Origin of the sequence: Pseudomonas sp. 58 R 3 (assembly GCF_900006605.1) — a bacterium.
Lineage (GTDB): Bacteria > Pseudomonadota > Gammaproteobacteria > Pseudomonadales > Pseudomonadaceae > Aquipseudomonas > Aquipseudomonas salomonii.
Genome location: NZ_CVTT01000036.1, coordinates 13,873 through 35,882 on the forward strand (window position 1 = coordinate 13,873; position 22,010 = coordinate 35,882).

Consider the following 22,010-nt stretch of genomic DNA (forward strand, 5'->3'; position numbering starts at 1 on the left):
GTCCTACATTTATATCGAGGACAGTGGCGCAATCAATTCGGCCAGCGCCTCTTTATTCAGCGGCTTCAATAAGTAACCCAGCAGTGGCAAGCCGCGCTGCAGGGCCTGGAGTGTCAGGTTGGACAACTCTGTTGCCGGCAGGCTGCTCAATAAGATGGCGCCGGTGATGAAGTGTCCGCGATGGGCAATGTCTACCAGTTCCAGCCCAGGCAGGTCAGGCAGGCATTGATCGCACAGCATCAAGTCAAAGGGGCGGGCGGCGCAGGACATCGAGCGGATCGCCTGTTCGGCATTTTCCGCAAGGGTCAGTTGCTCGAAACCGAAACTCTTGAGCAGGCACTGAGTGGCCAGGAGCTGAAAGGGATGATCCTCCACCAATAGGATTCGAAGACAGGGTATGGGCATAGAAGGCACATGGCTCAGTCAGAGGGGCGTGACGTAGGAATTGTGTGTCAGGTTCGCAAGAAGCCTGCGCGATTATTCCTCGAGCCGATGTGCGAATTCGATCAGGCCGCTCTGTTCCCGTCGTAGGTAAAGTCTGTACGAGACGCAGGCGGCGAGATCAACGTTTTATTGTGGGCTGGAGCGCCCGGTCATCTCCCGTGCCATTTCGGTGGCGTAGCTGTCGGTCATGCCGGCGATAAAGTCGATCATGCGCAGAAACGAAGCGTGCAGCGACCACGCCGGGTTCGGCGCACTGTTACCCAGCAAGTCAAGGATGCGCCGGTTCTTGAACGACGGCGTGCGCCCGCCATGCTGCTCCAGGGCGGCACCGCAAAAGGCGTTCAGCAGGATTTCCAGGGTGGTGTAGGCGCCGATTTCGTGCAGGGTCTTGCGCTTGTCCTGGAAGATTTTCTTGCGTGCCATGTCCTTGGCGTCCAGTACACAGCGCTTGGCCGGGCCGTGCATGTGTTCCACCAGGTCGCCTGGCAGCGTGCCGGCGAGCAAGGCGTCCTGCTGCTCGACAAAGGCGCGTGCCGCCGCATTGGTCAGGTGTTCGATGGCCTTGCCGCGCAAAATCGCCAGCTTGCGCCGACGTGAATCCAGCGGGCCCAGTTGCCGGTAGGTCTGGGGCAAATCGTCACCCACCAGGTCGAGCAGCAGCGACTCGACTTCGGCATAGTCGAGCAGCTCCATTTCCAGGCCGTCTTCGAGGTCGATCAAGGCGTAGCAGATATCGTCGGCCGCCTCCATCAGGTAGACCAGCGGATGCCGCGCCCAGCGTTGCTCTTCCAATTGCGGCAAGCCGAGCTTGTGGGCGATCTGCTCAAGGATCGGCAACTCGCTCTGGTAACAGCCGAACTTGTGCTTCTTGTAGCCCAACGAATCCGCGTGGCGGGCGGTCCAGGGGTACTTCAGGTAAGTGCCGAGGGTGGCGTAGGTCAGGCGTGTGCCGCCGTCGAACTGATGGTATTCCAGCTGAGTGAGCACCCGGAAACCTTGGGCGTTACCTTCGAAATTGAGGAAGTCATTGCGCTCGGCCGTGCTCATGTCATCCAGCCAGCCGCGTCCGGCCGCCTGTTGGAACCAGTGGCGAATGGCATCTTCACCCGAGTGACCGAACGGCGGGTTGCCGATGTCATGGGCCAGGCAAGCCGATTGCACCACCATGCCCAGGTCGCTTGGCTCGCACCAGTCGGGCAGGGCGCTGCGCAGGGTTTCGCCGACGCGCATACCAAGGGAGCGGCCGACGCAGCTGACTTCCAGGGAGTGGGTCAGGCGTGTATGGATATGGTCGTTACTGGACACCGGGTGCACCTGGGTCTTGCGGCCCAGGCGGCGGAACGCGCCGGAGAAAATAATCCGATCGTGGTCTTTGTGAAACGGGCTACGGCCGAGTTCTTCCGGGCTGTGCAGGGGTTTTCCAAGACGTTCGCGGGTAAGCAGGGTGGGCCAATCCAAGGCGGTTACTCTCCGTGCGGTGAATGACCCTCCCAGCTTCCCGGTTCAGCGCGGCATCGGCAAGCAAAAATCTACAGGCCGGCCGCATCGATATCGATTAACAGCAAGCGCTGACCGTTATCGAAGAACTGTCCGGCAGTGAGGCAATACTGGTTGGTGGTGGCGTCGCGGTAGGTCGACGACAGGGTCAGGCGCCGCTCCTCCCAGCCTTCGGCGAGCAGGTAATAGAAATACGGCCGCCATGACCAGTTGTGGCCCAGGTAGCGGCTGTCGGCCTGCCAGGCATCCTGGCGCCACTCGAAGTTGGGCGTCAACTGGGTGCCATGGCGGTCGCACTGGTAAAAGCGCAGCAGCCATGGAAAGTCCGGCAATTGGGGCAACTGATCGAGCGGCGCGCGGGCCTGTGCCCAGCGTTGCAGGATGCTCATCAGCTCGGCCAATTGCACGCGCAACTGCATCACACGGCCACGCTCGGCGAGTTTGTGCTGTACGTAAACCCTGCGCAGTTGGGCAAAGCGCGCTACGAATGCATCAGTGGCAAACCAGTCCAACTGGGCCTGGGCGAACAGAAAACCCTGCACATAACGCGCGCCGCACTCCAGGGCAAAATTCAGTTGCGCCTCGGTTTCCACGCCCTCGGCGATGATCCAGCAGCCGGTTTTTTCGGCCATTTGCGCCAGTGCCCGCACCACGTCACTGCTCGGCCCGCCTTTAGCGGCTTCCTGGAACAGGCGCATGTCGAGCTTGAGAATATCCGGCTGCAGCGCCAGTACGCGGTCGAGTTGCGAATAGCCGGCGCCGAAGTCATCGATGGCGATGCGTGCGCCGGCCTCTCGATAGCGTGCGACCACCTCGGCCAGGCGCTGGATGTCGCCGCCCAGTTCGGTGATTTCAAACACAATGCGCCGCGGATCGACGTTGTGCGCCTGCACTTGTTTCAGGCTGGGCAAGGCTTGGCCAGGGCGCAGGCGGTTGATCCAGCGGGGTGAGATATTCAGGCTCAGAAACCAGTCGACGGGTGCTTCATGCAGGCGGCTCAAGGCGTTTTCGCGGATCTGCCGGTCCAGGCGGCGCAGGGCCACGCCCGGTGTGCGCGGGTCGGCAAACAGCGGGCCCACCGACTGCAAGTGACCATCGGCCTGACGCAGGCGGCCCAGGGCTTCGACGCCGGCAATGCGTCCGGTGGCGGTGTCGATGAAGGGTTGGAAGCAGGCGAGCGGTTGCCCGTCGATCACGGGGCCTCCTTAACAGAGCTGGCGAAAAAGGCCCGGACCTCAATCACGAGGGCCGGGCCGATTCTGTTTGCAAGAATGCAGCCAGCCAGCTTCAGCCTTTACGCTGCATGGCCAATTTGATCAGCGGGATCAAACCGGCACCCAGCCGCACCAGGCGCGTCAGGCTGCTGATGCCGCCGCCCTTGGCGCCCTTGCCGGTAAAAAAGCCCATCAGGGTCACCGCCGCCACGCCCCACAGCGGCGCGTGCTTGATGCCCAGGCTGTCTTGCCAGTTGTGGCGCATGTCGCGCATTTTGTTCAGCGGCGCCATCAGTTGCTGGGACTCGTGACGGATCTCCTGGCGATGCATTTCCATGCGCAGGCGAATCAACGCCTTGCGCATTTCCCGGCGCGAGGTGTTTTGCGGGATTTCAGTCATGCTCATGGCAGCAGGCGCTCCCGATCATTGGCCAGCTCTTCGAGGGTGGCATGGAAGGGCGTGGACTCATCGAACACCGCCGCTTTCAAACGCACCCCACAGAAGGCCGCAGCCAGGCTGTAGAACACGCAGAGGCAAATGATCCCGGTCAGGCGGTAACCGGTGTCCCACACCAGGATCATCACCAGCGTCGACAGCCCCACCAGCAATAACAGGGCAAACACCAGCGCCAACCCTGCAAACAACAGCAGGCTAACGGTGCGGGCCTTCTGTTCCTGCAACTCGATGCCAAATAATTCGACGTGGCTGTGCAGCAAGCCCAGAACGGCTGCGCCCAGGCGTCGTGAAGTGGAACTTGTGCCCGTGGACGAGCCGGTTTCGCCGATAGACATGATAGTTAGCGCCTTGTAGCCAGCAGACCAATCAGGAAGCCCACGCCGGCGGCAATGCCCACCGACTGCCAAGGGTTGGCCTGCACGTAATCTTCGGTGGCCGTGACCGCCGCCTGGCCGCGTTCACGCAGGGAATCTTCGGTCAGTTGCAGGGTTTCACGGGCTTTGAGCAGGCTTTCGTGAATCTTGCTGCGCAGCTCATCGGCCTGGTCACCAGCGAGTACGGCGGTGTCGTCGAGCAACTTTTCGGTGTCACTGACCAGGGTTTGGAAATCCGCCATCAGTATTTCTTGAGCAGTCTTAGCAGTTCTTCTGGCCATGGGTATCTCCGTGATTGGCTGATTCTGTATGTCTGAGTGTGCGTAGTTTGTGTAGATGAGTTTTCGAGTCACCGGCTTCGGTGAAGGTTCACTTCAATTGTCTGGTACAGCTTTTGCTTTGCCTTGGTGCGCAGGCCCTGAGGCTTGCGCCGAGTCAGGGCGGATCGAGGCCAATGCCTGGAAAAACCTTACCCTAAATCACACAAACTCGCGGAAAAACCCTGTCGGCAACGGCCCGTTGTGTTGATCGCTGCGCTAAAGCGGTTCACGCCTCCTCAAGAGGGGTGGGGCCGCGGGTGCCAATTTAGTGCGCGTAACCCCGGCTTGAACCGCTTTGGTGCTTTTTGCCTTGAATGCAGGCCTGCCAACCTCCATGGAAAATTTGCAAAGCGCAGTGGACACCCTCGTCCACAGCTCCAACACCCTGTTTATCCTGATTGGTGCGGTCATGGTCCTGGCCATGCACGCCGGCTTCGCATTCTTGGAAGTCGGCACCGTGCGCCAGAAAAACCAGGTCAACGCCCTGTCGAAAATCCTCAGTGACTTCGCCATCTCGACCCTGGCTTATTTCTTTATAGGCTATTGGATCTCCTACGGTGTGAGCTTTATGCAGCCGGCCGCGGTGATCAGCGCCGACCACGGCTATGGCCTGGTGAAGTTCTTCTTTCTGTTGACCTTCGCAGCAGCGATCCCTGCGATCATTTCCGGCGGCATTGCCGAGCGCGCCAAGTTCGCCCCGCAATTGTGTGCCACCGCGCTGATCGTGGCGTTTATCTACCCGTTTTTCGAAGGCATGGTGTGGAACGGCAATTTCGGCCTGCAAGCCTGGTTGCTCGCGCGCTTTGGCGCCAGCTTCCATGACTTTGCCGGCTCGGTGGTGGTGCACGCCATGGGCGGCTGGCTGGCGCTGGCGGCGGTGCTGCTGTTGGGCCCGCGTAATGGGCGCTACAGAGAAGGGCGGCTGGTCGCGTTTGCGCCTTCGAGCATTCCGTTCCTGGCGTTGGGTTCGTGGATTCTAATCGTCGGCTGGTTCGGCTTTAACGTGATGAGTGCGCAAACCCTCAATGGTGTCAGCGGCCTCGTGGCGGTCAACTCATTGATGGCGATGGTCGGCGGCACGGTCGCAGCCTTGGTGATCGGCCGCAACGACCCAGGCTTCTTGCACAACGGCCCGCTGGCCGGACTGGTGGCGATTTGCGCCGGCTCCGACCTGATGCACCCGGTGGGCGCGCTGCTCACCGGTGTGATCGCCGGTGGTTTGTTCGTGTGGTGCTTTATCGCCGCCCAGGATCGCTGGAAGATCGACGACGTGCTGGGCGTATGGCCGCTGCATGGCCTGTGCGGCGTGTGGGGCGGCATTGCCTGCGGCATCTTTGGCCAGACCGCACTCGGTGGCCTGGGCGGCGTCAGCCTGATCAGTCAGTTGATCGGCACCGCACTGGGCGTGGCCGTGGCGCTGGTCGGTGGTTTGCTGGTGTACGGCGTGATCAAGCGTGTGCATGGGCTACGCCTGAGTCAGGAGCAGGAGTATTACGGCGCGGATTTGTCGATCCACAAGATTGGCGCGGTCAGCCAGGATTGATCGGCCGCCTGGCAACCGGCTGGCTCGCTCGCCACCGTCAGGTGGGTGGGCTTAGAATGGAGGCCTGTTTTTGATCGGGTCCATTTGCCATGCTGCCTGAATGCCAGTTGTTCGGCACCCTGGGTTGCCATCTTTGTGAGCTTGCTGAAGCCGAAATCATGCCGCTCGTCGAACACGGGTTGCTGGTGGAGTTGGTGGATATCACCGACCCTGCCGACCTCACCGACGTCTACGGGCTGCGCATCCCGGTGCTTCGGCGCCTGGATACCGCGGCGGAGCTGGATTGGCCGTTCGAGACCGAGCAGGTGGTCAACTTCCTTAAATAGCGTGAGCCCGGTGGCTTGCTGACCACCAGGTTTTGGTTGTTCAAGCGCCTTAAGTGTTCTCCAGACCGCAGCGCTCATGCGCGATCAAGTCATCGTGTGATTCGCGCCGCCGTATCAGTGTGGCGTGTGCTCCCTCCACCAGCACTTCTGGCGGGCGCCCTCGGGAGTTGTATTGGCTGGCCATGCTCATCCCATAAGCGCCACATGAGAAAATCGCCAATAAGCTTGCGTCTTCCAGGACGGGCAAAGGCCGACCTAATGCGAAGTGATCGCCGGTTTCACAAATGGGGCCAACAATGTCGATTTCTTCCAGGGGCGCGCCTCCCGCGATACGGACGCTCTCGCTCAACGCCGTCCAATGGCCGGAAAAGTCGCCAAATCGGGTTGGCCAGATGACGTGATTCGCACCGTATAAAGTGGGGCGCAGCAGAACATTCATACCCGCATCAACAATCGCAATCTTGCGGTCCCAGCCTTGTTTGATGTACTCGACCGTGGTGAGTAAAACGCCCGCGTTCGCGCTGATCGAACGGCCCGGCTCAATGATGAAGCGCAGACCACGACGTTTCAGTTCTTGCAGACGCTCGCAAATAAGCGCGCCCGTTTCAGTCAATGAACAGACGGGATTACTTTCGTTGCCGTATTGCGCTGGAAAACCTCCGCCGATATTGATGAACTCAATCGAGCAGTCAGCGGCCTGAAGCCGGTTGACCATGTCTTCAATCTTGTCGATGGCAGACACGTAGGTGTGGGCCGACGGGATCGGGGACCCGAGATGAATATGAATGCCAACGACATCGACGCTCGCGTAACGCTTTGGGGCAAACAGTTCATAGGCGCGTTCAATCGGTATGCCAAATTTTGTCTGGCGGCCGCCGGTGGCTGTTTTCTCATGGGTGCCGGCATCCGCCACATCGGGATTGACCCGAATGGCCACCTTTACCCGCTTGCCGGCCGCCGACGCGATCGCATCCAGGCGCAGCAGCTCTGCCTCGGACTCCGCATTAAAAAGGAACACGCCCACGTCAACGGCATAGCTGATTTCTTCACGGGACTTGCCGACACCCGCGAACACTATCTTGTCTGCGGTCACGCCTGCCATCAGTGCCCGGTACAGTTCACCGCCACTGACCACGTCAAGGCCGGAACCTTGATCGACCAGCAGCTTGAGGACGCTGAGATTGCTGCAGCTTTTTACCGAGAAGCAAATCAAAGGCGACAGTGCAGAAAATGCTTTTTGGACTACGGCATAGTGATTTTTCAGCGACTGTGCTGAATAGAGATAAACAGGGCTACCGTGCTGTTCGACAATGGCACGTACATCCACTTGTTCTGCATGTAAATGGCCGTTGATAAAATGAAAATGATCCATCTTCCTACCTCGATTGGATGAGGCCAACTAAACGCACTGACAACTTTCTCAGCGCAGACGATGCAAGTGTGCATGGCGAAAAAATAAAGAAAAAATATCAAAATGATGGCCATCTATTCATTTCTGATATGGTTTCACCCATTCAATTCAGTGCGTGGGTTTGCTCATGAATTTCAGTTTTCGCCATGTGGAAGTGTTCTGGGCGGTGATGACCACCGGCAGTGCAACCGCTGCCGCTGCTCTCCTGAATACCTCGCAGCCCACTATCAGCCGCGAGCTGAGTCGGTTTGAAACCTTGACTCAGTTGACCTTGTTCAAACGCGCGGGCGCAAAACTGATACCCACCGAGCATGGCCTGATGCTCTTCGATGAAGTTCAGCGCAGCTATGTAGGCCTGGCGCGCGTCAAGAACGCCGCTGAGGCGATCCGGTACTTTCGCCATGGGCAAATTTCGCTGACCTGCCAGCCGGCGTTTTCGAATGCCTTGCTGCCGCAGGTGTGCCAGGATTTTTGTATTAAATTCCCGGGTGTCAGCATCAATGTCACGCCGCAGGAGTCTCCCGCTCTGGAAGAGTCACTGACGGCTCAGCGTTACCATTTGGGGCTGACTGAAACCCTTGAGACGCCACCTGGAACCCACAGCGAAACCTTGTTAAACCTTGATGTGGTGTGTGTCTTGCCCTCTCACCATGCGCTCAATGCAAAAGCAGTTCTCACACCAGAGGACTTCAATGGGCAGAATTTTGTTTACCTGGCGGCGGATGATCCCTACAGGATCAAAACCGACGCGATCTTTCACCAGGCCGGTATTGAGAGACGGCTGGTGGTGGAAACGCATAACGCCAGCGCTGTGTGTGCGACCGTCAACCTGGGTGTCGGCGTTGCAATCGTCAATCCACTCACTGCGCTGGACTATGTGGGCAGAGGTTTGCAGATCCGGCGTTTTTCCCATTCGATCTCTTACTGTGTGAGTGTCGTACGGCCGTTGCACCGCCCCGAATCGTCCAGCGTCCTCCACTTTGTGGAGGTGCTGCGCAGCAATTGCCAGCGCATCAGTGCTCAGTTGCAGAACCTCTGAGCAGACCCACTGGTCGTGTACGGGGGGTCTTGATCGCACGGGCGCGTTTTCGCGATGGCGAGTTTCCAAATATTGCGTTACTGTATGTTTGTACAGCGATTGAATAGAGGGAACGCCCGTGGTGAATGTTGAACAACTGAAAAGCAGCGTCAATCGCATGTCCGCCGACGTCGTGCGCGACGCGGTGAACGAGCTGCGCCTCGACGGCCTGGTCACGGAAGGCAAGACGCCGTTTAACAAAGTGCATTTCAATACCTGCTTTGCTGAAATCGAGGCTTTGTTCCAGCGCGCCGGTTATCACAAGCAGCTGGATGTGGTGGGTTATCAGGGCTTGTTGTACGCGCTCTACGATCCCGGCCGCTGGGAAGCGGTGGACGTGTTGCGCTGGCTCAAGGAATTTACCGAGGCGGCCAGCGCCTCGCCGGTGTTGCGAGCGCAATTGGCCAAGGCCTGAGATCCGCCCTAGGCTCAATCGTGCTCCATGCGGGATAATGCCAGCCGGTTTATCCAGGTTTCGAGCATTGCATGTCCACATCCGCTTTCTCTGCGTCCCAGCATCAAGCCAGCACCTTGTACCTGCCGCCCGGCCCCTGGGCGACGGTGCTCGATTGCCTGTGCGAGCACTTCCCGGCGATTGGCCGTGAGCAGTGGCTGGACCGCGTCGCCCGTGGCCGTGTCTTGGACATCAATGGCCAGCCAATCAGCCTGGACCTCGCCTACAAGGAAGGCCTGTGCATTTATTATTTCCGCGAAGTACTGAATGAGAAGGTGATCCCGGTTCAGGAATCCATCCTGTACGCCGATGAGCACTTGGTGGTGGCCGACAAACCGCACTTTCTGCCGGTCACGCCGGCCGGCGAATACGTCGAGCAAACCTTGTTGCGCCGCCTGATACGCCGCCTGGACAACCCCGCGCTGGTGCCTTTGCATCGCATTGATCGGCACACGGCGGGGCTGGTGCTGTTCTCGGCCAACCCGCAAACCCGGTCGGCGTATCAACAGCTGTTCCCCACGCGGCGCATCGATAAATTCTACGAAGCCATTGCCCCGGCCTTACCCGACCTGACCTTCCCGCTGGTGCATAAAAGCCGCTTGGTCGATGGCGAACCGTTCTTTCGCATGCAGGAAGGGCCGGGCGCCAGCAACACCGAAACGGCGGTGGAGGTGCGCGAGAAAAATGGTGATCTGTGGCGCTATGGCCTGTTCCCCGTGACCGGCAAGAAACACCAGTTGCGTGTACACATGACCGCGTTGGGGGCGAGTATCTGCAACGACCCGTTCTACCCCGACGTGCTCAAGGATGCTGAGGACGACTATGCCAACCCGCTCAAATTGCTGGCCCAGGGCGTGCGCTTTATCGACCCTGTGACCGGTGAACAACGTGAGTTTCGCAGCCGCATCACCCTCGACTGGTAACCGCCGGAAACGACAAGGCCCGCACATGGCGGGCCTTGTGGGCAAACGCTTAAGACTTACAGGTCTTTAACGGTGCGAACCTGATCCTTGTTGATGCGGGTCTGCTTGCCGTCAAGTTGTTCGAACTCGTAGAAGCCAGAAGCCTTGTCGTATTTAGGGGTGTCGACGGCCTGGATTTCGCGACCGTCATTCAGGGTGATCACTGTAGGCGAAGCGCAACCGGCGAGAGTGGCGAGGCCCAGTGCAAGCATGAGAGCGGCGATGGTCCGTTGAGTCATGAGTTTGTCTCCAAGAGAATTCTTTTAAATTGCTGACCTTGTGACGCGCAGGGCGTCGACAAAGTTCCTTGTGCGAGGTTCATTCTGACACGCCGGACCCAGGGTGCAACAGCTCGGGTGTATTCAGGTTGGCCAGGCGTGGGTCATCGGCGGGGCATTCCAGGCCCACTGCGCCCAGCTGCAGGAAGATCTTGCGCGGGCTGCGCTCACCGGCATCCCATGCCTGTTCTACCTGGGTTTTGAGGTGGGTGGGGATGATGCAGATCAAGGGTTCCCAGAATTCATCATGACGCACCATCACCGGCAGCTGCGGGTTGCGGCGTGCCGCCTCACACAAATCGCCCAACAGTCCTACGTCGATGTTGGGGACGTCACACGGCAGTATCAGCACATGCGCATGCCGCGCGGCGGCCAGCCCCGCGCGGATGCCCGCCAGCGGGCCGGGGAAGTCCGGGCTGTCGTCGCTCACCAACTGGTCGGCATACGGCGCGTACTGCTCATGGTTGCGGTTGCACGAGATGATCAGGTCATCGGTGAGCGGGCGGGTCAGGCGCTGCAAATGGGCAACCAACGGCTGGCCGTGCCAGGGCAGCAGGCCTTTGTCCTGGCCGCCCATGCGTTGGCCACGGCCGCCGGCCAGCAGCAGGATCGAACAGGGCGGGGGCAAAGAATCAAGCGACATGGTGGTTCCGCTGCGGCAGGCAAATGGGGGCCTGTGATATAACATCGGGCTGTTCATTCGACAACCGGACCGAGCCATGAAAGCCAAGGCTGATGCGCCTTTCGTACCCCTCAATATCGCAGTGCTGACCGTCAGCGACACCCGCACCCTGGACACCGACACCTCCGGCCAGGTCTTCGTCGATCGCCTGACCGCCGCCGGCCACAACCTGGCCGAGCGTGTGCTGCTCAAGGATGACCTGTACAAAATCCGCGCCCAGGTCGCCCACTGGATCGCCGAAGACGTGGTGCAAGTGGTGCTGATCACCGGCGGCACCGGCTTCACCGGCCGCGACAGCACGCCCGAAGCCGTCAGCTGCCTGCTGGACAAGCAGGTCGACGGTTTTGGCGAGCTGTTCCGCCAGATCTCCGTGGCCGACATCGGCACCTCCACCGTGCAATCACGCGCCCTGGCCGGCCTGGCCAATGGCACGCTGGTCTGCTGCCTGCCAGGCTCGACCAATGCCGTGCGCACCGGTTGGGACGGCATCCTCGCCGAGCAGCTGGATAACCGTCACCGCCCATGCAATTTCGTTCCCCACCTGAAGCAGGCTGAACCCTGCGTATCCCGTGGATAAGCCAGGCAAGACCGGTGCCCTGATGCCGGTGGAACAAGCGCTGCAGCAATTGCTGGACATGGCCGAAGCGGCGCCGATTCGAGAGCAGCAGGTGCTGCCCCTGGCCGACTGTGATGGTCGCGTATTGGCGCAGGACCTGATCTCCACGCTCGACCTGCCGCCCTGGCCGAATAGCGCCATGGACGGTTACGCCCTGCGCCTGGCCGACTGGACCGGCGAGCCGCTGCCCGTGAGCCAGCGCATCTTCGCCGGCCAGGCGCCGCAGCCACTCGCCGTCGGCACCTGCGCGCGCATCTTTACCGGCGCGCCGGTGCCCGCAGGCGCCGATTGCGTGGAGATGCAGGAAAACGCCGTGGTCCACGCCGACGACCGCGTGGGCTTCACCGAGCGTTTGCGGGCCGGCCAGAACATCCGCGCCCAAGGCCAGGAAACCACGGTCGGTGAGTTGGTGTTAAACGCCGGCACTCGCCTGGGCCCGATTGAACTGGGCCTGGCCGCCTCCCTCGGGCATGACTGTTTGAGTGTGGTGCGCCGGGTGCGCGTGGCCGTGCTGTCCACCGGCGACGAATTGATCGAACCCGGCCTGCCGCTGGGGCCGGGGCAGATCTACAACAGTAACCGGCGTGTGTTGTGCAGCTGGCTTGTGCGCATGGGCTGTGAAGTGATTGATGCCGGGATTCTTCCGGATGACCTGGAAAAGACCCGCACACGCCTGGCCAGCCTGGGCAGTGTCGACCTGATCCTGTCCACCGGCGGTGTCTCGGTCGGCGAGGCGGACTTTCTCGGCATCGCCCTGCGTGAAGAGGGCGAACTGGCCCTGTGGAAACTTGCGATCAAACCGGGCAAACCGCTGACCTTCGGGCACTTTCGCGGTGTGCCGGTGATCGGCCTGCCCGGCAACCCGGCCTCGACCCTGGTGACCTTTGCACTGCTGGCCCGGCCTTATCTGCTGCGCCGCCAAGGCGTGCGGGACGTGGCGCCGCTGCGTTTCGAAGTGCCGGTGGGGTTCGTATGGCCTCAGCCGGGCAACCGTCGCGAGTACCTGCGCGGGCGTATCGAGCAGGGCCGGGCGATTATCTACCGCAACCAGAGCTCCGGCGTGCTGCGCAGCGCGGCGTGGGCCGAAGGGTTTGTGGAGGTGTTGGAGGGGACGACACTCGATATTGGCGACCGCGTTAATTTCATTCCCTTGAGTGAAGTCCTGAACTAGACACCGTTCAAAAATGTGGGAGCGGGCTTGCTCGCGAAGGCGGTACATCAGTCACACCTGAGTTGACTGACACACCGCCTTCGCGAGCAAGCCCGCTCCCACAGTTGATTTGTGTACATCTGATAACTCAGTAATCATCCCCACGCTCAGTCACATCCCGCTCCAACGGCTCGGCATTCGGGTCATAGCCCACCGGGAATTTACCCTTGAGCGTCCACGCGAACGCAATGATCTCGGCCACCGTGCGGTACAGCTCCTCCGGGATGCTGTCGCCCAATTCCATGCGCGCCAGCAGTTTCACCAGCTCGGCATTCTCATAGATCGGCACTTCATGTTCCCGCGCCAACTTCAAAATGGCTTCGGCCAAGGCATCGTCGCCTTTGGCCGTCAGGGTTGGCGCTTGCTGGCCGTCGTACTTGAGGGCAATCGCCTGGCGCGGCGGGGTAGGGTTTTTCATGCGGTTTCATCCACCCAGCGTTGCTCCAATCCGGTTCGAGGCCCGCGTGGCGGCGTGCCGAGGTGGCAGTCCAGGTCGCCGACATTGATACCCGAGGTCACCAGGCGCTCGCGCAAGCTGCCCAAATGGCTTTCGATCAGGCTGGCGGTGAACGGGCGTGAGGCCCACAGCTGACTGGACAATTTGCCCTGGGTCAGTTGCGCCTGCACCTGCAACGGGCCCAGTGGTTCCATGTCGAAGGCCAGCTCGACGCGCCAGAGCATTTGCTTGGGGTCTTTCTTGTCCTTGCGCTCCGGTTGGTCCTTGTCCGGCGGCGGCTCTTCACGCTGGAACTTGACCTGCAACGGCACAATGTCCTGCAAGGTGCGCATGGGGATTTCCAGCTGCCAGGTGGTTTGCTGCCGGCCATCGGCGGTGGTGCCGGTTTGCTCCAGGCTCGACAGCTGGTGGCTTTGCAGCCGGGAAATCGCCCCGGCGGCCAGGCGCAGCAGGTTTTCCAGGTCGCCTTCGCCTGAAAGCTTGGCCATCAGCCGGTCCGGCAGCGGAAAGCCGGCCGGGGCTTGCCGTGCGCCGATCTGGCCGAGGGTGCTGAGCGGGTTACGCACGAAATTGGGCAGTACCTGGGCCAGCGTATTGGCGGCGAGGATGGCGTTCAGATTCGTCGCGGCGGGCAGCAGTTCGGCGACCAGCCGCAACAGGCTGCCTTTCATATCCAGTGGTGGCACCTGCGGGTTTTGCCCGGCGAGCAATTTGGCTTCAAGAAACACACCGCTGTTTTGTACCAACTGCGCCAGCACCTTGGGATTGCTGACTTGCGCCAGATCGGGCAGGGCGTTGAGCAAGCGCGCGGCGGCGGCGCGCAGGTCGCTGGAGGTGGTGTCGTCGGCAGGCAGGCTTTGCAGCGCGGTGAACAGCACATCCAGCGAGCCTTGGCGACTTTGCTGGGTCGACAGCTGTTGCGCCACGGCCAACTGATCCTTGAGCCCGCTCAACGGCACGAAATTCAGGGTTTGCGCATTCTGCACCACGGCGCTGAGCAAGCTGCCGACCCGCAACGGCTGCGGGCTTTCCAGGCTCAACGTGGTGCCGGCCAGGGCGTTATTGAGCACGCTGACCAGTGAGCGATAAATCGCCGGTTGTGCGCTGCCTTGCGGCAGCATCTGGGTGGTCAGCACCTTGGCCTGCAACAGCGTGCCCACCGGCATTTGCGTGGTGTCGATGCGCGTCAGCGCAGCCACATTGGCGCTCAAGGCTTGCTGCAAAGTGATGCTCAGGTTGCCGGTCGGCGTCTGGCTCACCGCCACGTTGCTGCCCAACGGCAACGGCTGGGCGCTGCTGGCCTGCACCAAGGTCTGGCGGCCGCCTTCGAGGGTCAACTTGAGCAACAGCTGAAACGCGTCACCGCCTTGTTTAAGCGCAATCACCTCGGCGTTGGCGGTTTTTCCAGGGTCGATCAGGCCGGTCTGCGGCTCCAGCAGTTTCAACAACTCGCCGGTCGGCGGCAGCGGGGCAGGCCCGGGCGTCGGTGCTGGCGGCAGCGTAGGAAGGTTGATCTCACCGGTCATCGTGCGCGTCGTCTCTGGGGAAATTGCCCTCTTTAGAGTAGGGCATCACATGTATAATGCCGCCCGTCTGCAAAGAGAGCGGTAAAAACCTCACAACTATTTGATCCAGCTCTCTAAAATCGGTCGCCAAAGCCGTTATTGTGCATTTCTCTATAACGGCCGCTGCACCGCCGACTTGAACCGTAAAGGCCCGCGATCTTTTGACCAGCCCTCTTCTAGAAGCCGTAGCGCTTGCCTGTGAACGCGACCTGCGCCTGCTGTTCGAGCACCTCGAACTGCGGCTGGCGGGCGGCGACATGGTGCAGATCAGCGGCCCCAACGGCAGCGGCAAGACCAGTTTGCTGCGCCTGCTGGCCGGGTTGATGCAGCCGACGGCCGGTGAGGTTCGACTTAACGGCAAGCCCCTTAACGAGCAACGCACCGAGCTTGCGCGCAACCTGATCTGGATCGGCCACGCCGCCGGCATCAAGGACGTGCTCACGCCGGAAGAAAACCTCAGCTGGCTCAGCGCCCTGCATCATCGGGCGTCCCGCGATGCCATCTGGCAGGCACTGGCCGCGGTCGGCCTCAAGGGCTTTGAAGACGTGCCTTGTCACACCTTGTCCGCTGGCCAGCAGCGCCGCGTGGCGCTGGCGCGTTTGTATCTGCCTGGCCCGCCGCTGTGGATTCTCGATGAGCCTTTCACCGCCCTCGACAAGCAAGGCGTCGCCCAACTCGAAGAACACTTGGCCCAGCACTGCGAGCAGGGCGGCCTGGTGCTGCTCACCACCCACCACACGCTGGTGCGCAGGCCCGCCGGTTACCGCGACCTGGATTTAGGGCGGTGGTCGGCATGAGTGTGTTCGCGCTGTTAGTCACCCGTGAAGCCCGCCTGCTGTGCCGCCGCCCGGCCGAATTAGCCAACCCCTTGGTGTTCTTCGCCATCGTCATCGCACTGTTCCCGCTGGCGGTCGGCCCGGAGACTAAACTGTTGCAAACCTTGTCCCCAGGATTGGTGTGGGTGGCCGCGCTTTTATCGGTGCTGCTCTCGCTGGACGGGCTGTTTCGCAGCGATTTTGAAGACGGTTCCCTCGAACAGTGGGTCCTTTCGTCGCACCCCTTGCCACTTCTGGTACTGGCCAAGGTGCTGGCACACTGGGTTTTTTCCGGCTTGGCGCTAGTATTGCTCTCGCCGCTGCTGGCGATGATGCTCGGCTTGCCCGTTGAGTGCCTGCCGGTGTTGCTCCTGTCCTTGTTACTCGGTACGCCGGTGCTCAGCCTGTTGGGGGCGGTGGGCGCAGCGTTGACCGTCGGTTTGAAGCGGGGTGGCCTGTTGCTGGCCCTGCTGATTCTGCCTTTGTATATCCCGGTGTTGATCCTGGGCAGCGGCGCCTTGCAGGCCGCGCTCATGGGCATGCCGGCGACCGGTTACCTGCTGTGGCTTGGCAGCCTGACCGCCCTGGCGGTAACCCTGACACCCTTTGCTATAGCGGCTGGCCTGAAGATCAGCGTCGGCGAATAATGAGGTCTGGTTAAGCGACATAATCAGCTCTTCAACATAAGAAAGACCCTGAGCTTTGCGCAATGACGCACAGCCACCGTGATGGAAACAGCAATGAACTGGACCTGGTTTCACAAGCTCGGCTCGCCCAAATGGTTTTACGGCATCAGCGGCAAGTTGCTGCCGTGGTTGAGCGTCGCCGCCATTTTGCTGATCGGCATCGGCCTGGTCTGGGGCCTGGCCTTCGCGCCGCCGGACTACCAGCAAGGCAACAGCTTTCGCATCATCTATATCCACGTGCCCGCCGCCATGCTGGCGCAGTCCTGCTACGTGATGCTGGCCGTGTGCGGCATCGTCGGCCTGGTGTGGAAGATGAAACTGGCCGATGTCGCCCTGCAATGCGCCGCGCCCATCGGCGCGTGGATGACCGCCGTGGCGCTGGTCACCGGCGCGATCTGGGGCAAACCCACTTGGGGTTCGTGGTGGGTGTGGGATGCGCGGCTCACCTCCATGCTGATCCTGCTGTTCCTGTACTTCGGCCTTATCGCCCTGGGCAATGCCATCAGCAACCGCGACAGCGCCGCCAAGGCCTGCGCGGTGCTGGCGATTGTCGGCGTGATCAACATCCCGATCATCAAATACTCGGTGGAGTGGTGGAACACTCTGCACCAGGGCGCCACCTTCACCCTCACCGAAAAACCGGCGATGCCCGTGGAAATGTGGGCGCCGCTGCTGCTGATGGTGCTGGGGTTCTACTGTTTCTTCGGCGCCGTGCTGCTGATGCGCATGCGCCTCGAAGTGCTCAAGCGTGAAGCCCGCACCAGTTGGGTCAAGGCCGAAGTGCAAAACAGCCTGGGAGCGCGCGGATGAACTTCAACTCATTCGGTGAATTTCTCGCCATGGGCCATCACGGCCTGTATGTCTGGACGGCCTATGGCATCTGCCTGGCGGTGCTGGCCCTCAACGTCGCCGCGCCGATCCTGGCCCGCAAGCGTTACCTGCAACAAGAGGCGCGTCGTTTGCGCCGGGAGACCGATAAGTGAATCCGCTGCGTAGAAAGCGTCTGTTGATCATCCTCGCCATCATGGCCGGCGTCGGCATTGCCGTGACCCTGGCCCTGAGCGCCTTGCAGCAGAACATCAACCTGTTCTACACCCCGACCCAGATCGCCAATGGCGAAGCGCCTGTCGACACGCGCATTCGTGCTGGTGGCATGGTCGAGAAGGGCTCCTTGAAGCGTTCCGGCGATTCCCTTGACGTGACCTTTGTGGTCACCGACTTCAACAAAGCCGTGACCATCACCTATCGCGGTATCCTCCCGGACCTGTTCCGTGAAGGCCAGGGCATCGTCGCCTTGGGCAAGCTCAACGCCGACGGTGTGGTGGTAGCCGATGAAGTACTCGCCAAGCACGATGAGAAATACATGCCGCCGGAAGTGACCAAGGCGTTGAAAGACAGCGGCCAATCGGCCCCAGCACCTGCCAAGGAGGGCTAAGCCATGACGTCCGCACTGTTTATTCCGGAGCTGGGCCAGCTGGCGATGATCCTCGCCCTGTGCTTCGCCATCGTCCAGGCCGTGGTGCCGTTGCTCGGCGCCTGGCGCGGCGACCGCCTGTGGATGAGCCTGGCGCAGCCGGCTGCCTGGGGCCAGTTCGCGTTCCTGGTGTTCGCATTCGGCTGCCTGACCTACGCCTTTATGACCGACGACTTTTCCGTCGCCTATGTCGCCAATAACTCCAACAGCGCCTTGCCGTGGTACTACAAGTTCAGCGCCGTGTGGGGCGCCCACGAAGGTTCGTTGCTGCTGTGGGCCTTGATCCTCGGCGGCTGGACCTTTGCCGTATCGGTGTTCTCGCGCCAACTGCCGCAGGTCATGCTGGCCCGCGTGCTGGCGGTGATGGGCATGATCAGCATCGGCTTCCTGCTGTTTTTGATCATGACCTCCAACCCGTTCACGCGCATCCTGCCGCAGATCCCGATGGATGGGCATGACCTCAACCCGTTGTTGCAAGACATCGGCCTGATCGTGCACCCGCCGATGCTTTATATGGGCTACGTCGGTTTCTCCGTGGCCTTTGCGTTTGCCATCGCCGCCTTGCTCGGCGGGCGCCTCGATGCAGCCTGGGCGCGCTGGTCGCGGCCGTGGACCATCGTCGCCTGGGCGTTTCTCGGTATCGGTATCACCCTCGGTTCGTGGTGGGCCTATTACGAGCTCGGCTGGGGCGGCTGGTGGTTCTGGGACCCGGTGGAAAATGCTTCCTTCATGCCTTGGCTGGTCGGCACCGCGCTGATTCACTCGCTGGCCGTCACCGAAAAACGCGGCGTGTTCAAAAGCTGGACGGTGTTGCTGGCCATCGCCGCGTTTTCCCTCAGCCTGCTGGGTACTTTCCTGGTGCGTTCGGGCGTGCTGACCTCGGTGCATGCGTTTGCGTCCGACCCGGAGCGCGGCGTATTCATCCTGATCTTCCTGCTGTTTGTGGTTGGCGGCTCGCTGACCCTGTTTGCGTTGCGTGCGCCGGTGGTCAAGAGCCAGGTCGGCTTTAACCTGTGGTCGCGAGAAACACTGCTGCTGGGCAATAACCTGGTATTGGTGGTGGCCGCGTCGATGATCCTGCTCGGCACCCTTTACCCCTTGGTGCTGGACGCTTTGAGCGGCGCCAAGCTGTCCGTCGGCCCGCCGTACTTCAACGCGTTGTTTATACCGTTGATGGGCCTGTTGATGGTGGTGATGGCGGTCGGCGTGCTGGTGCGCTGGAAAGACACGCCGGTCAAATGGCTGGCCGGCATGTTGATGCCGGTGCTGCTCGGCAGTGTGGCTTTGGCGGTGATCGCTGGTTTCGCCTATGGCGACTTCAACTGGGCGGTGCTCGCCACCTTCCTGCTGGCTGCCTGGGTATTGCTGGCCGGCGTGCGCGATATCTTCGACAAGACCCGCCACAAAGGCCTGATCAAAGGTCTGCCAACATTGACCCGCAGCTACTGGGGTATGCAGGTCGCCCATATCGGCATCGCCGTGTGCGCCCTCGGCGTGGTGCTGTCCAGCCAGAACAGCGCCGAGCGCGACCTGCGCCTGGCGCCGGGTGAGTCCATGGACCTGGCCGGTTACCACTTTATCTTTGAAGGCGCCAAGCATTTCGAAGGCCCGAACTTCACGTCCGACAAAGGCACTGTGCGTGTGGTGCGCAACGGCAAGGAAGTGGCGGTGCTGCACCCGGAAAAACGCCTGTACACCGTGCAAAGCTCGATGATGACCGAAGCCGGGATCGACGCCGGTTTCACCCGCGACCTGTATGTGGCGCTGGGTGAACCCTTGGGCGACGGCGCCTGGGCGGTGCGCGTGCATGTAAAACCGTTCGTGCGCTGGATCTGGTTCGGCGGTTTGCTCACCGGTTTCGGCGGGTTACTCGCCGCGCTGGACCGGCGTTATCGGGTCAAGGTCAAAGCCCGGGTGCGTGAAGCCCTCGGCCTGCAAGGAGCGGCGGCATGAAGCGTTGGTTGATGGTGTTGCCGCTGGCGGCCTTTCTGGTGATGGCCGTGTTTTTGTATCGCGGCTTGTACCTGGACCCAGCCGAGTTGCCTTCGGCGATGATCGGCAAACAATTTCCGGCGTTCAGCCTGCCGACGGTACAGGGCGATAAAACCCTGACCCAGGCCGACCTGCTGGGCAAACCGGCGCTGGTCAACGTGTGGGGCACCTGGTGCATCTCCTGCCGCGTCGAGCACCCGGTGCTGAACAAACTGGCCGAGCAGGGCGTGGTGATCTACGGCATCAACTACAAGGACGACAATGCGGCGGCCTTGAAGTGGCTGGCCGAGTTCCACAACCCGTACCAGTTGGATATCCGCGATGAGGACGGCAACCTCGGCCTTAACCTCGGCGTGTACGGCGCCCCGGAAACCTTCTTTATCGATGCCAAGGGCGTGATCCGCGACAAGTATGTCGGCGTGATCGACGAAGTGGTGTGGCGCGAGCAACTGGCCGCCAAGTACCAGGCACTGGTCGATGAGGCCAAGCCATGAAGCGTCTGTTAGCCGCTGCTGTGTTGGCACTTGGACTGGTCGGCGTTGCCCATGCGGCCATCGACACTTACGAGTTCGCCAAGGACGGTGACCGCGAGCGTTTCCGCGAACTGACCAAGGAACTGCGCTGCCCCAAATGCCAGAACCAGGACATCGCCGACTCCAACGCCCCCATCGCCGCCGACCTGCGCAAAGAGATCTTCCGCATGCTGGGGGAGGGCAAGGACAACCAGCAGATCATCGACTTCATGGTCGACCGCTACGGTGATTTCGTGCGCTACAAACCGGCCCTTACCGGCAAGACCGCGCTGCTCTGGTTCGGCCCTGCCGGGCTGTTGCTGGCCGGTGTGGTGGTGATGGCCGTGATCGTGCGCCGCCGCCGCGCCGCGCCGACTGATGGTTCCGATGCGCTCTCCCCGGATGAGCGCAAACGCCTCGACCAATTGCTGGACACCAAGACTGATGATTGATTTTTGGCTCGCAGCAGGGTTGCTGCTCCTGATTGCCCTGAGTTTCTTGTTGATCCCTGTATTGCGCGGCCGCCGTGCCCAACGTGAAGAGGATCGCACCGCGCTGAACGTGGCGCTTTATCAAGAACGCGTGGCCGAGCTGCAAGTGCAGCAGGACGAAGGCGTGCTCAATGCCGCGCAACTCGACACCGGCCGCGCCGAAGCTGCGCGTGAGTTGCTGGCTGATACCGAAGGCGTAGAAAAACCTCGTGAGTCGCGCCTGGGCAAACCACTGCCGTTGTTGGCGGCGTTTCTTGTGCCGGTCCTGGGCGTTGCGCTGTACCTGCATTACGGGGCGAGCGACAAGGTCGAACTGACCCGCGAATTCTCCCAGCCGCCGGTGTCGATGCAAGACATGACCCGCCGCCTGGAGCGCGCCGCCGCCGCCCAGCCGGACTCGGCGGAAGGCTTGTACTTCCTCGGCCGCGCCTACATGGCTCAGGACCGTTCGGCCGATGCCGCCAAGATCTTCGAACGCACCGTCGCACTCGCCGGTCGCCAGCCCGAACTGCTCGGCCAATGGGCGCAAGCGCAGTACTTTGCCGACAACAAACAATGGTCGCCCAAGGTGCAGGCGCTGACCGATGAAGCCTTGAAACTCGATCCCAAGGAAGTCACCAGCCTCGGCCTGCTGGGTATCGCCGCCTTTGAAGGCCAGCGTTATCAGGAAGCCATCGACTACTGGAACCGCCTGTTGGCGCAGTTGCCGGCGCAAGACAACTCCCGTGTCGCGCTGCAAGGTGGCATTGACCGCGCGGCCGAGAAGCTCAAGGAAAGCGGCGGTATCGTTGCGGCAAAAACCGTGATGAAAGTGCGCGTGGACCTGGCAGCCGACGTGAAGGCCAAAGCCCTGCCCACCGACAGCGTGTTCATCTTCGCCCGCGCCGTGAATGGCCCTCCGGCACCGTTGGCGGCCAAGCGTGTCACCGTGGCTGAACTGCCGGTCACCGTCGAGCTGGGCGATGCGGACGCAATGATGCCGCAGTTGAAACTGTCGAACTTCCCCGAAGTCCAACTGGTTGCGCGCATATCCCGGGCCGGTCAGCCGACCACTGGCGAGTGGATCGGCCGCAGCCAACCCTTGGCCAGCACCACCACTGCACTGCAGCAGCTGACCATCGACACTCCGGACAAATAATTCGAGGAAACGCC

Annotated in this window: 27 protein-coding genes; 16 read left to right on the forward strand and 11 right to left on the reverse strand. The window is 61.3% G+C overall.

Annotated elements, in window-relative coordinates; translation table 11 throughout:
- Positions 1-9: 9 nt before the first annotated feature.
- The 6 genes from BFP92_RS05420 to BFP92_RS05445 form a co-directional block, all read right to left on the reverse strand.
- A complete protein-coding gene (locus BFP92_RS05420; protein ID WP_065912404.1) occupies positions 10-405 on the reverse strand; it encodes a response regulator in 396 nt (131 codons plus the stop codon).
- 165 nt (positions 406-570) lie between these two features.
- The gene (locus tag BFP92_RS05425) at positions 571-1,902 is read right to left on the reverse strand and encodes a deoxyguanosinetriphosphate triphosphohydrolase (RefSeq protein WP_065912406.1); all 1,332 of its coding nucleotides are present in this window, start codon (positions 1,900-1,902) and stop codon (positions 571-573) included.
- Positions 1,903-1,973: 71 nt separating this feature from the next.
- Positions 1,974-3,137, reverse strand: coding sequence for an EAL domain-containing protein (locus BFP92_RS05430; RefSeq protein WP_065912410.1), 1,164 nt, complete (start codon positions 3,135-3,137; stop codon positions 1,974-1,976).
- A 91-nt stretch (positions 3,138-3,228) separates the two neighbouring features.
- Positions 3,229-3,561, reverse strand: a complete 333-nt coding sequence (locus BFP92_RS05435; RefSeq protein ID WP_017136180.1) for a hypothetical protein — start codon at positions 3,559-3,561, stop codon at positions 3,229-3,231.
- Positions 3,558-3,947 carry a phage holin family protein gene (locus tag BFP92_RS05440; RefSeq protein ID WP_017136181.1) on the reverse strand — a complete coding sequence of 130 codons (390 nt, stop codon included), beginning with the start codon at positions 3,945-3,947 and terminating at the stop codon, positions 3,558-3,560. Before BFP92_RS05440 ends, BFP92_RS05435 begins: the two co-directional genes overlap by 4 nt.
- A gap of 5 nt (positions 3,948-3,952) precedes the next feature.
- Complete coding sequence (locus BFP92_RS05445) at positions 3,953-4,267, reverse strand: ElaB/YgaM/YqjD family protein (RefSeq protein WP_017136182.1); 315 nt, start codon at positions 4,265-4,267, stop codon at positions 3,953-3,955.
- Between the two features lie 373 nt (positions 4,268-4,640).
- Between BFP92_RS05445 and BFP92_RS05450 the strand changes: the two genes are divergently transcribed.
- The gene (locus BFP92_RS05450; RefSeq protein WP_065912478.1) at positions 4,641-5,849 is read left to right on the forward strand and encodes an ammonium transporter; all 1,209 of its coding nucleotides are present in this window, start codon (positions 4,641-4,643) and stop codon (positions 5,847-5,849) included.
- Between the two features lie 89 nt (positions 5,850-5,938).
- Positions 5,939-6,175 (forward strand): glutaredoxin family protein, encoded by a 237-nt coding sequence (locus BFP92_RS05455; RefSeq protein WP_065912412.1) that lies wholly within the window; start codon positions 5,939-5,941, stop codon positions 6,173-6,175.
- A 49-nt stretch (positions 6,176-6,224) separates the two neighbouring features.
- On the opposite strand, the gene lysA is transcribed toward BFP92_RS05455, so the two are convergent.
- The gene (gene lysA, locus BFP92_RS05460; RefSeq protein ID WP_065912414.1) at positions 6,225-7,547 is read right to left on the reverse strand and encodes a diaminopimelate decarboxylase; all 1,323 of its coding nucleotides are present in this window, start codon (positions 7,545-7,547) and stop codon (positions 6,225-6,227) included.
- A 166-nt stretch (positions 7,548-7,713) separates the two neighbouring features.
- On the opposite strand from lysA, the gene BFP92_RS05465 reads away from it, so the two are divergent.
- The 3 genes from BFP92_RS05465 (at position 7,714) to BFP92_RS05475 (ending at position 10,041) form a co-directional block, all read left to right on the forward strand.
- A complete protein-coding gene (locus BFP92_RS05465) occupies positions 7,714-8,625 on the forward strand; it encodes a LysR family transcriptional regulator (RefSeq protein WP_065912416.1) in 912 nt (303 codons plus the stop codon).
- 118 nt (positions 8,626-8,743) lie between these two features.
- Entirely contained in the window at positions 8,744-9,079 is a 336-nt protein-coding gene (locus BFP92_RS05470) for a hypothetical protein (protein ID WP_003189932.1), read from the forward strand.
- Positions 9,080-9,150: 71 nt separating this feature from the next.
- A complete protein-coding gene (locus BFP92_RS05475; protein ID WP_065912417.1) occupies positions 9,151-10,041 on the forward strand; it encodes a pseudouridine synthase in 891 nt (296 codons plus the stop codon).
- A gap of 56 nt (positions 10,042-10,097) precedes the next feature.
- On the opposite strand, the gene BFP92_RS05480 is transcribed toward BFP92_RS05475, so the two are convergent.
- Both BFP92_RS05480 and mobA read right to left on the reverse strand, forming a co-directional pair.
- Positions 10,098-10,319 carry a YgdI/YgdR family lipoprotein gene (locus BFP92_RS05480; RefSeq protein ID WP_017136187.1) on the reverse strand — a complete coding sequence of 74 codons (222 nt, stop codon included), beginning with the start codon at positions 10,317-10,319 and terminating at the stop codon, positions 10,098-10,100.
- 79 nt (positions 10,320-10,398) lie between these two features.
- On the reverse strand, positions 10,399-11,001 hold the full coding sequence (gene mobA / locus BFP92_RS05485; protein WP_065912420.1) for a molybdenum cofactor guanylyltransferase MobA: 603 nt from the start codon (positions 10,999-11,001) through the stop codon (positions 10,399-10,401).
- A 76-nt stretch (positions 11,002-11,077) separates the two neighbouring features.
- On the opposite strand from mobA, the gene moaB reads away from it, so the two are divergent.
- Positions 11,078-11,617 (forward strand): molybdenum cofactor biosynthesis protein B, encoded by a 540-nt coding sequence (moaB, locus tag BFP92_RS05490; protein ID WP_065912422.1) that lies wholly within the window; start codon positions 11,078-11,080, stop codon positions 11,615-11,617.
- Between the two features lie 22 nt (positions 11,618-11,639).
- Positions 11,640-12,827, forward strand: coding sequence for a molybdopterin molybdotransferase MoeA (gene glp / locus BFP92_RS05495; protein WP_065912480.1), 1,188 nt, complete (start codon positions 11,640-11,642; stop codon positions 12,825-12,827).
- A 127-nt stretch (positions 12,828-12,954) separates the two neighbouring features.
- On the opposite strand, the gene BFP92_RS05500 is transcribed toward glp, so the two are convergent.
- On the reverse strand, positions 12,955-13,284 hold the full coding sequence (locus tag BFP92_RS05500; protein WP_065912423.1) for an EscU/YscU/HrcU family type III secretion system export apparatus switch protein: 330 nt from the start codon (positions 13,282-13,284) through the stop codon (positions 12,955-12,957).
- Complete coding sequence (locus tag BFP92_RS05505) at positions 13,281-14,849, reverse strand: flagellar hook-length control protein FliK (protein WP_065912424.1); 1,569 nt, start codon at positions 14,847-14,849, stop codon at positions 13,281-13,283. The genes BFP92_RS05500 and BFP92_RS05505 overlap by 4 nt, the downstream gene beginning before the upstream one ends.
- Before the next feature lie 200 nt (positions 14,850-15,049).
- On the opposite strand from BFP92_RS05505, the gene ccmA reads away from it, so the two are divergent.
- The 9 genes from ccmA (at position 15,050) to ccmI (ending at position 21,996) form a co-directional block, all read left to right on the forward strand.
- Positions 15,050-15,685 carry a cytochrome c biogenesis heme-transporting ATPase CcmA gene (ccmA, locus tag BFP92_RS05510; RefSeq protein WP_056857150.1) on the forward strand — a complete coding sequence of 212 codons (636 nt, stop codon included), beginning with the start codon at positions 15,050-15,052 and terminating at the stop codon, positions 15,683-15,685.
- Positions 15,682-16,350 carry a heme exporter protein CcmB gene (gene ccmB / locus BFP92_RS05515; RefSeq protein ID WP_065912482.1) on the forward strand — a complete coding sequence of 223 codons (669 nt, stop codon included), beginning with the start codon at positions 15,682-15,684 and terminating at the stop codon, positions 16,348-16,350. Before ccmA ends, ccmB begins: the two co-directional genes overlap by 4 nt.
- A 93-nt stretch (positions 16,351-16,443) precedes the next feature.
- Entirely contained in the window at positions 16,444-17,199 is a 756-nt protein-coding gene (locus BFP92_RS05520) for a heme ABC transporter permease (RefSeq protein WP_065912425.1), read from the forward strand.
- Positions 17,196-17,372 carry a heme exporter protein CcmD gene (gene ccmD / locus BFP92_RS05525; protein WP_065912427.1) on the forward strand — a complete coding sequence of 59 codons (177 nt, stop codon included), beginning with the start codon at positions 17,196-17,198 and terminating at the stop codon, positions 17,370-17,372. The genes BFP92_RS05520 and ccmD overlap by 4 nt, the downstream gene beginning before the upstream one ends.
- On the forward strand, positions 17,369-17,824 hold the full coding sequence (ccmE, locus tag BFP92_RS05530; protein ID WP_017136197.1) for a cytochrome c maturation protein CcmE: 456 nt from the start codon (positions 17,369-17,371) through the stop codon (positions 17,822-17,824). Before ccmD ends, ccmE begins: the two co-directional genes overlap by 4 nt.
- 3 nt (positions 17,825-17,827) lie before the next feature.
- A complete protein-coding gene (locus BFP92_RS05535) occupies positions 17,828-19,816 on the forward strand; it encodes a heme lyase CcmF/NrfE family subunit (protein ID WP_065912430.1) in 1,989 nt (662 codons plus the stop codon).
- Positions 19,813-20,349: a DsbE family thiol:disulfide interchange protein gene (locus BFP92_RS05540; RefSeq protein ID WP_056857147.1), complete on the forward strand. Its 537-nt coding sequence runs from the start codon at positions 19,813-19,815 to the stop codon at positions 20,347-20,349. The genes BFP92_RS05535 and BFP92_RS05540 overlap by 4 nt, the downstream gene beginning before the upstream one ends.
- Positions 20,346-20,819 carry a cytochrome c-type biogenesis protein gene (locus BFP92_RS05545; RefSeq protein ID WP_017136200.1) on the forward strand — a complete coding sequence of 158 codons (474 nt, stop codon included), beginning with the start codon at positions 20,346-20,348 and terminating at the stop codon, positions 20,817-20,819. The genes BFP92_RS05540 and BFP92_RS05545 overlap by 4 nt, the downstream gene beginning before the upstream one ends.
- Entirely contained in the window at positions 20,812-21,996 is a 1,185-nt protein-coding gene (gene ccmI, locus BFP92_RS05550; protein ID WP_065912432.1) for a c-type cytochrome biogenesis protein CcmI, read from the forward strand. Before BFP92_RS05545 ends, ccmI begins: the two co-directional genes overlap by 8 nt.
- Positions 21,997-22,010 lie beyond the last annotated feature (14 nt).

Excerpts from the sequence above, each read along its gene's own strand:
- BFP92_RS05420 (WP_065912404.1), bottom strand. The coding sequence starts at position 405 with ATGCCCATACCCTGTCTTCGAATCCTATTGGTGGAGGATCATCCCTTT.
- BFP92_RS05435 (WP_017136180.1), bottom strand. The coding sequence starts at position 3,561 with ATGAGCATGACTGAAATCCCGCAAAACACCTCGCGCCGGGAAATGCGC.
- BFP92_RS05440 (WP_017136181.1), bottom strand. The coding sequence starts at position 3,947 with ATGTCTATCGGCGAAACCGGCTCGTCCACGGGCACAAGTTCCACTTCA.
- BFP92_RS05445 (WP_017136182.1), bottom strand. The coding sequence starts at position 4,267 with ATGGCCAGAAGAACTGCTAAGACTGCTCAAGAAATACTGATGGCGGAT.
- BFP92_RS05450 (WP_065912478.1), top strand. The coding sequence starts at position 4,641 with ATGGAAAATTTGCAAAGCGCAGTGGACACCCTCGTCCACAGCTCCAAC.
- BFP92_RS05455 (WP_065912412.1), top strand. The coding sequence starts at position 5,939 with ATGCTGCCTGAATGCCAGTTGTTCGGCACCCTGGGTTGCCATCTTTGT.
- lysA (WP_065912414.1), bottom strand. The coding sequence starts at position 7,547 with ATGGATCATTTTCATTTTATCAACGGCCATTTACATGCAGAACAAGTG.
- BFP92_RS05465 (WP_065912416.1), top strand. The coding sequence starts at position 7,714 with ATGAATTTCAGTTTTCGCCATGTGGAAGTGTTCTGGGCGGTGATGACC.
- BFP92_RS05475 (WP_065912417.1), top strand. The coding sequence starts at position 9,151 with ATGTCCACATCCGCTTTCTCTGCGTCCCAGCATCAAGCCAGCACCTTG.
- BFP92_RS05480 (WP_017136187.1), bottom strand. The coding sequence starts at position 10,319 with ATGACTCAACGGACCATCGCCGCTCTCATGCTTGCACTGGGCCTCGCC.
- mobA (WP_065912420.1), bottom strand. The coding sequence starts at position 11,001 with ATGTCGCTTGATTCTTTGCCCCCGCCCTGTTCGATCCTGCTGCTGGCC.
- moaB (WP_065912422.1), top strand. The coding sequence starts at position 11,078 with ATGAAAGCCAAGGCTGATGCGCCTTTCGTACCCCTCAATATCGCAGTG.
- glp (WP_065912480.1), top strand. The coding sequence starts at position 11,640 with ATGCCGGTGGAACAAGCGCTGCAGCAATTGCTGGACATGGCCGAAGCG.
- BFP92_RS05500 (WP_065912423.1), bottom strand. The coding sequence starts at position 13,284 with ATGAAAAACCCTACCCCGCCGCGCCAGGCGATTGCCCTCAAGTACGAC.
- BFP92_RS05505 (WP_065912424.1), bottom strand. The coding sequence starts at position 14,849 with ATGACCGGTGAGATCAACCTTCCTACGCTGCCGCCAGCACCGACGCCC.
- ccmB (WP_065912482.1), top strand. The coding sequence starts at position 15,682 with ATGAGTGTGTTCGCGCTGTTAGTCACCCGTGAAGCCCGCCTGCTGTGC.
- BFP92_RS05520 (WP_065912425.1), top strand. The coding sequence starts at position 16,444 with ATGAACTGGACCTGGTTTCACAAGCTCGGCTCGCCCAAATGGTTTTAC.
- ccmD (WP_065912427.1), top strand. The coding sequence starts at position 17,196 with ATGAACTTCAACTCATTCGGTGAATTTCTCGCCATGGGCCATCACGGC.
- BFP92_RS05535 (WP_065912430.1), top strand. The coding sequence starts at position 17,828 with ATGACGTCCGCACTGTTTATTCCGGAGCTGGGCCAGCTGGCGATGATC.
- BFP92_RS05540 (WP_056857147.1), top strand. The coding sequence starts at position 19,813 with ATGAAGCGTTGGTTGATGGTGTTGCCGCTGGCGGCCTTTCTGGTGATG.
- BFP92_RS05545 (WP_017136200.1), top strand. The coding sequence starts at position 20,346 with ATGAAGCGTCTGTTAGCCGCTGCTGTGTTGGCACTTGGACTGGTCGGC.
- ccmI (WP_065912432.1), top strand. The coding sequence starts at position 20,812 with ATGATTGATTTTTGGCTCGCAGCAGGGTTGCTGCTCCTGATTGCCCTG.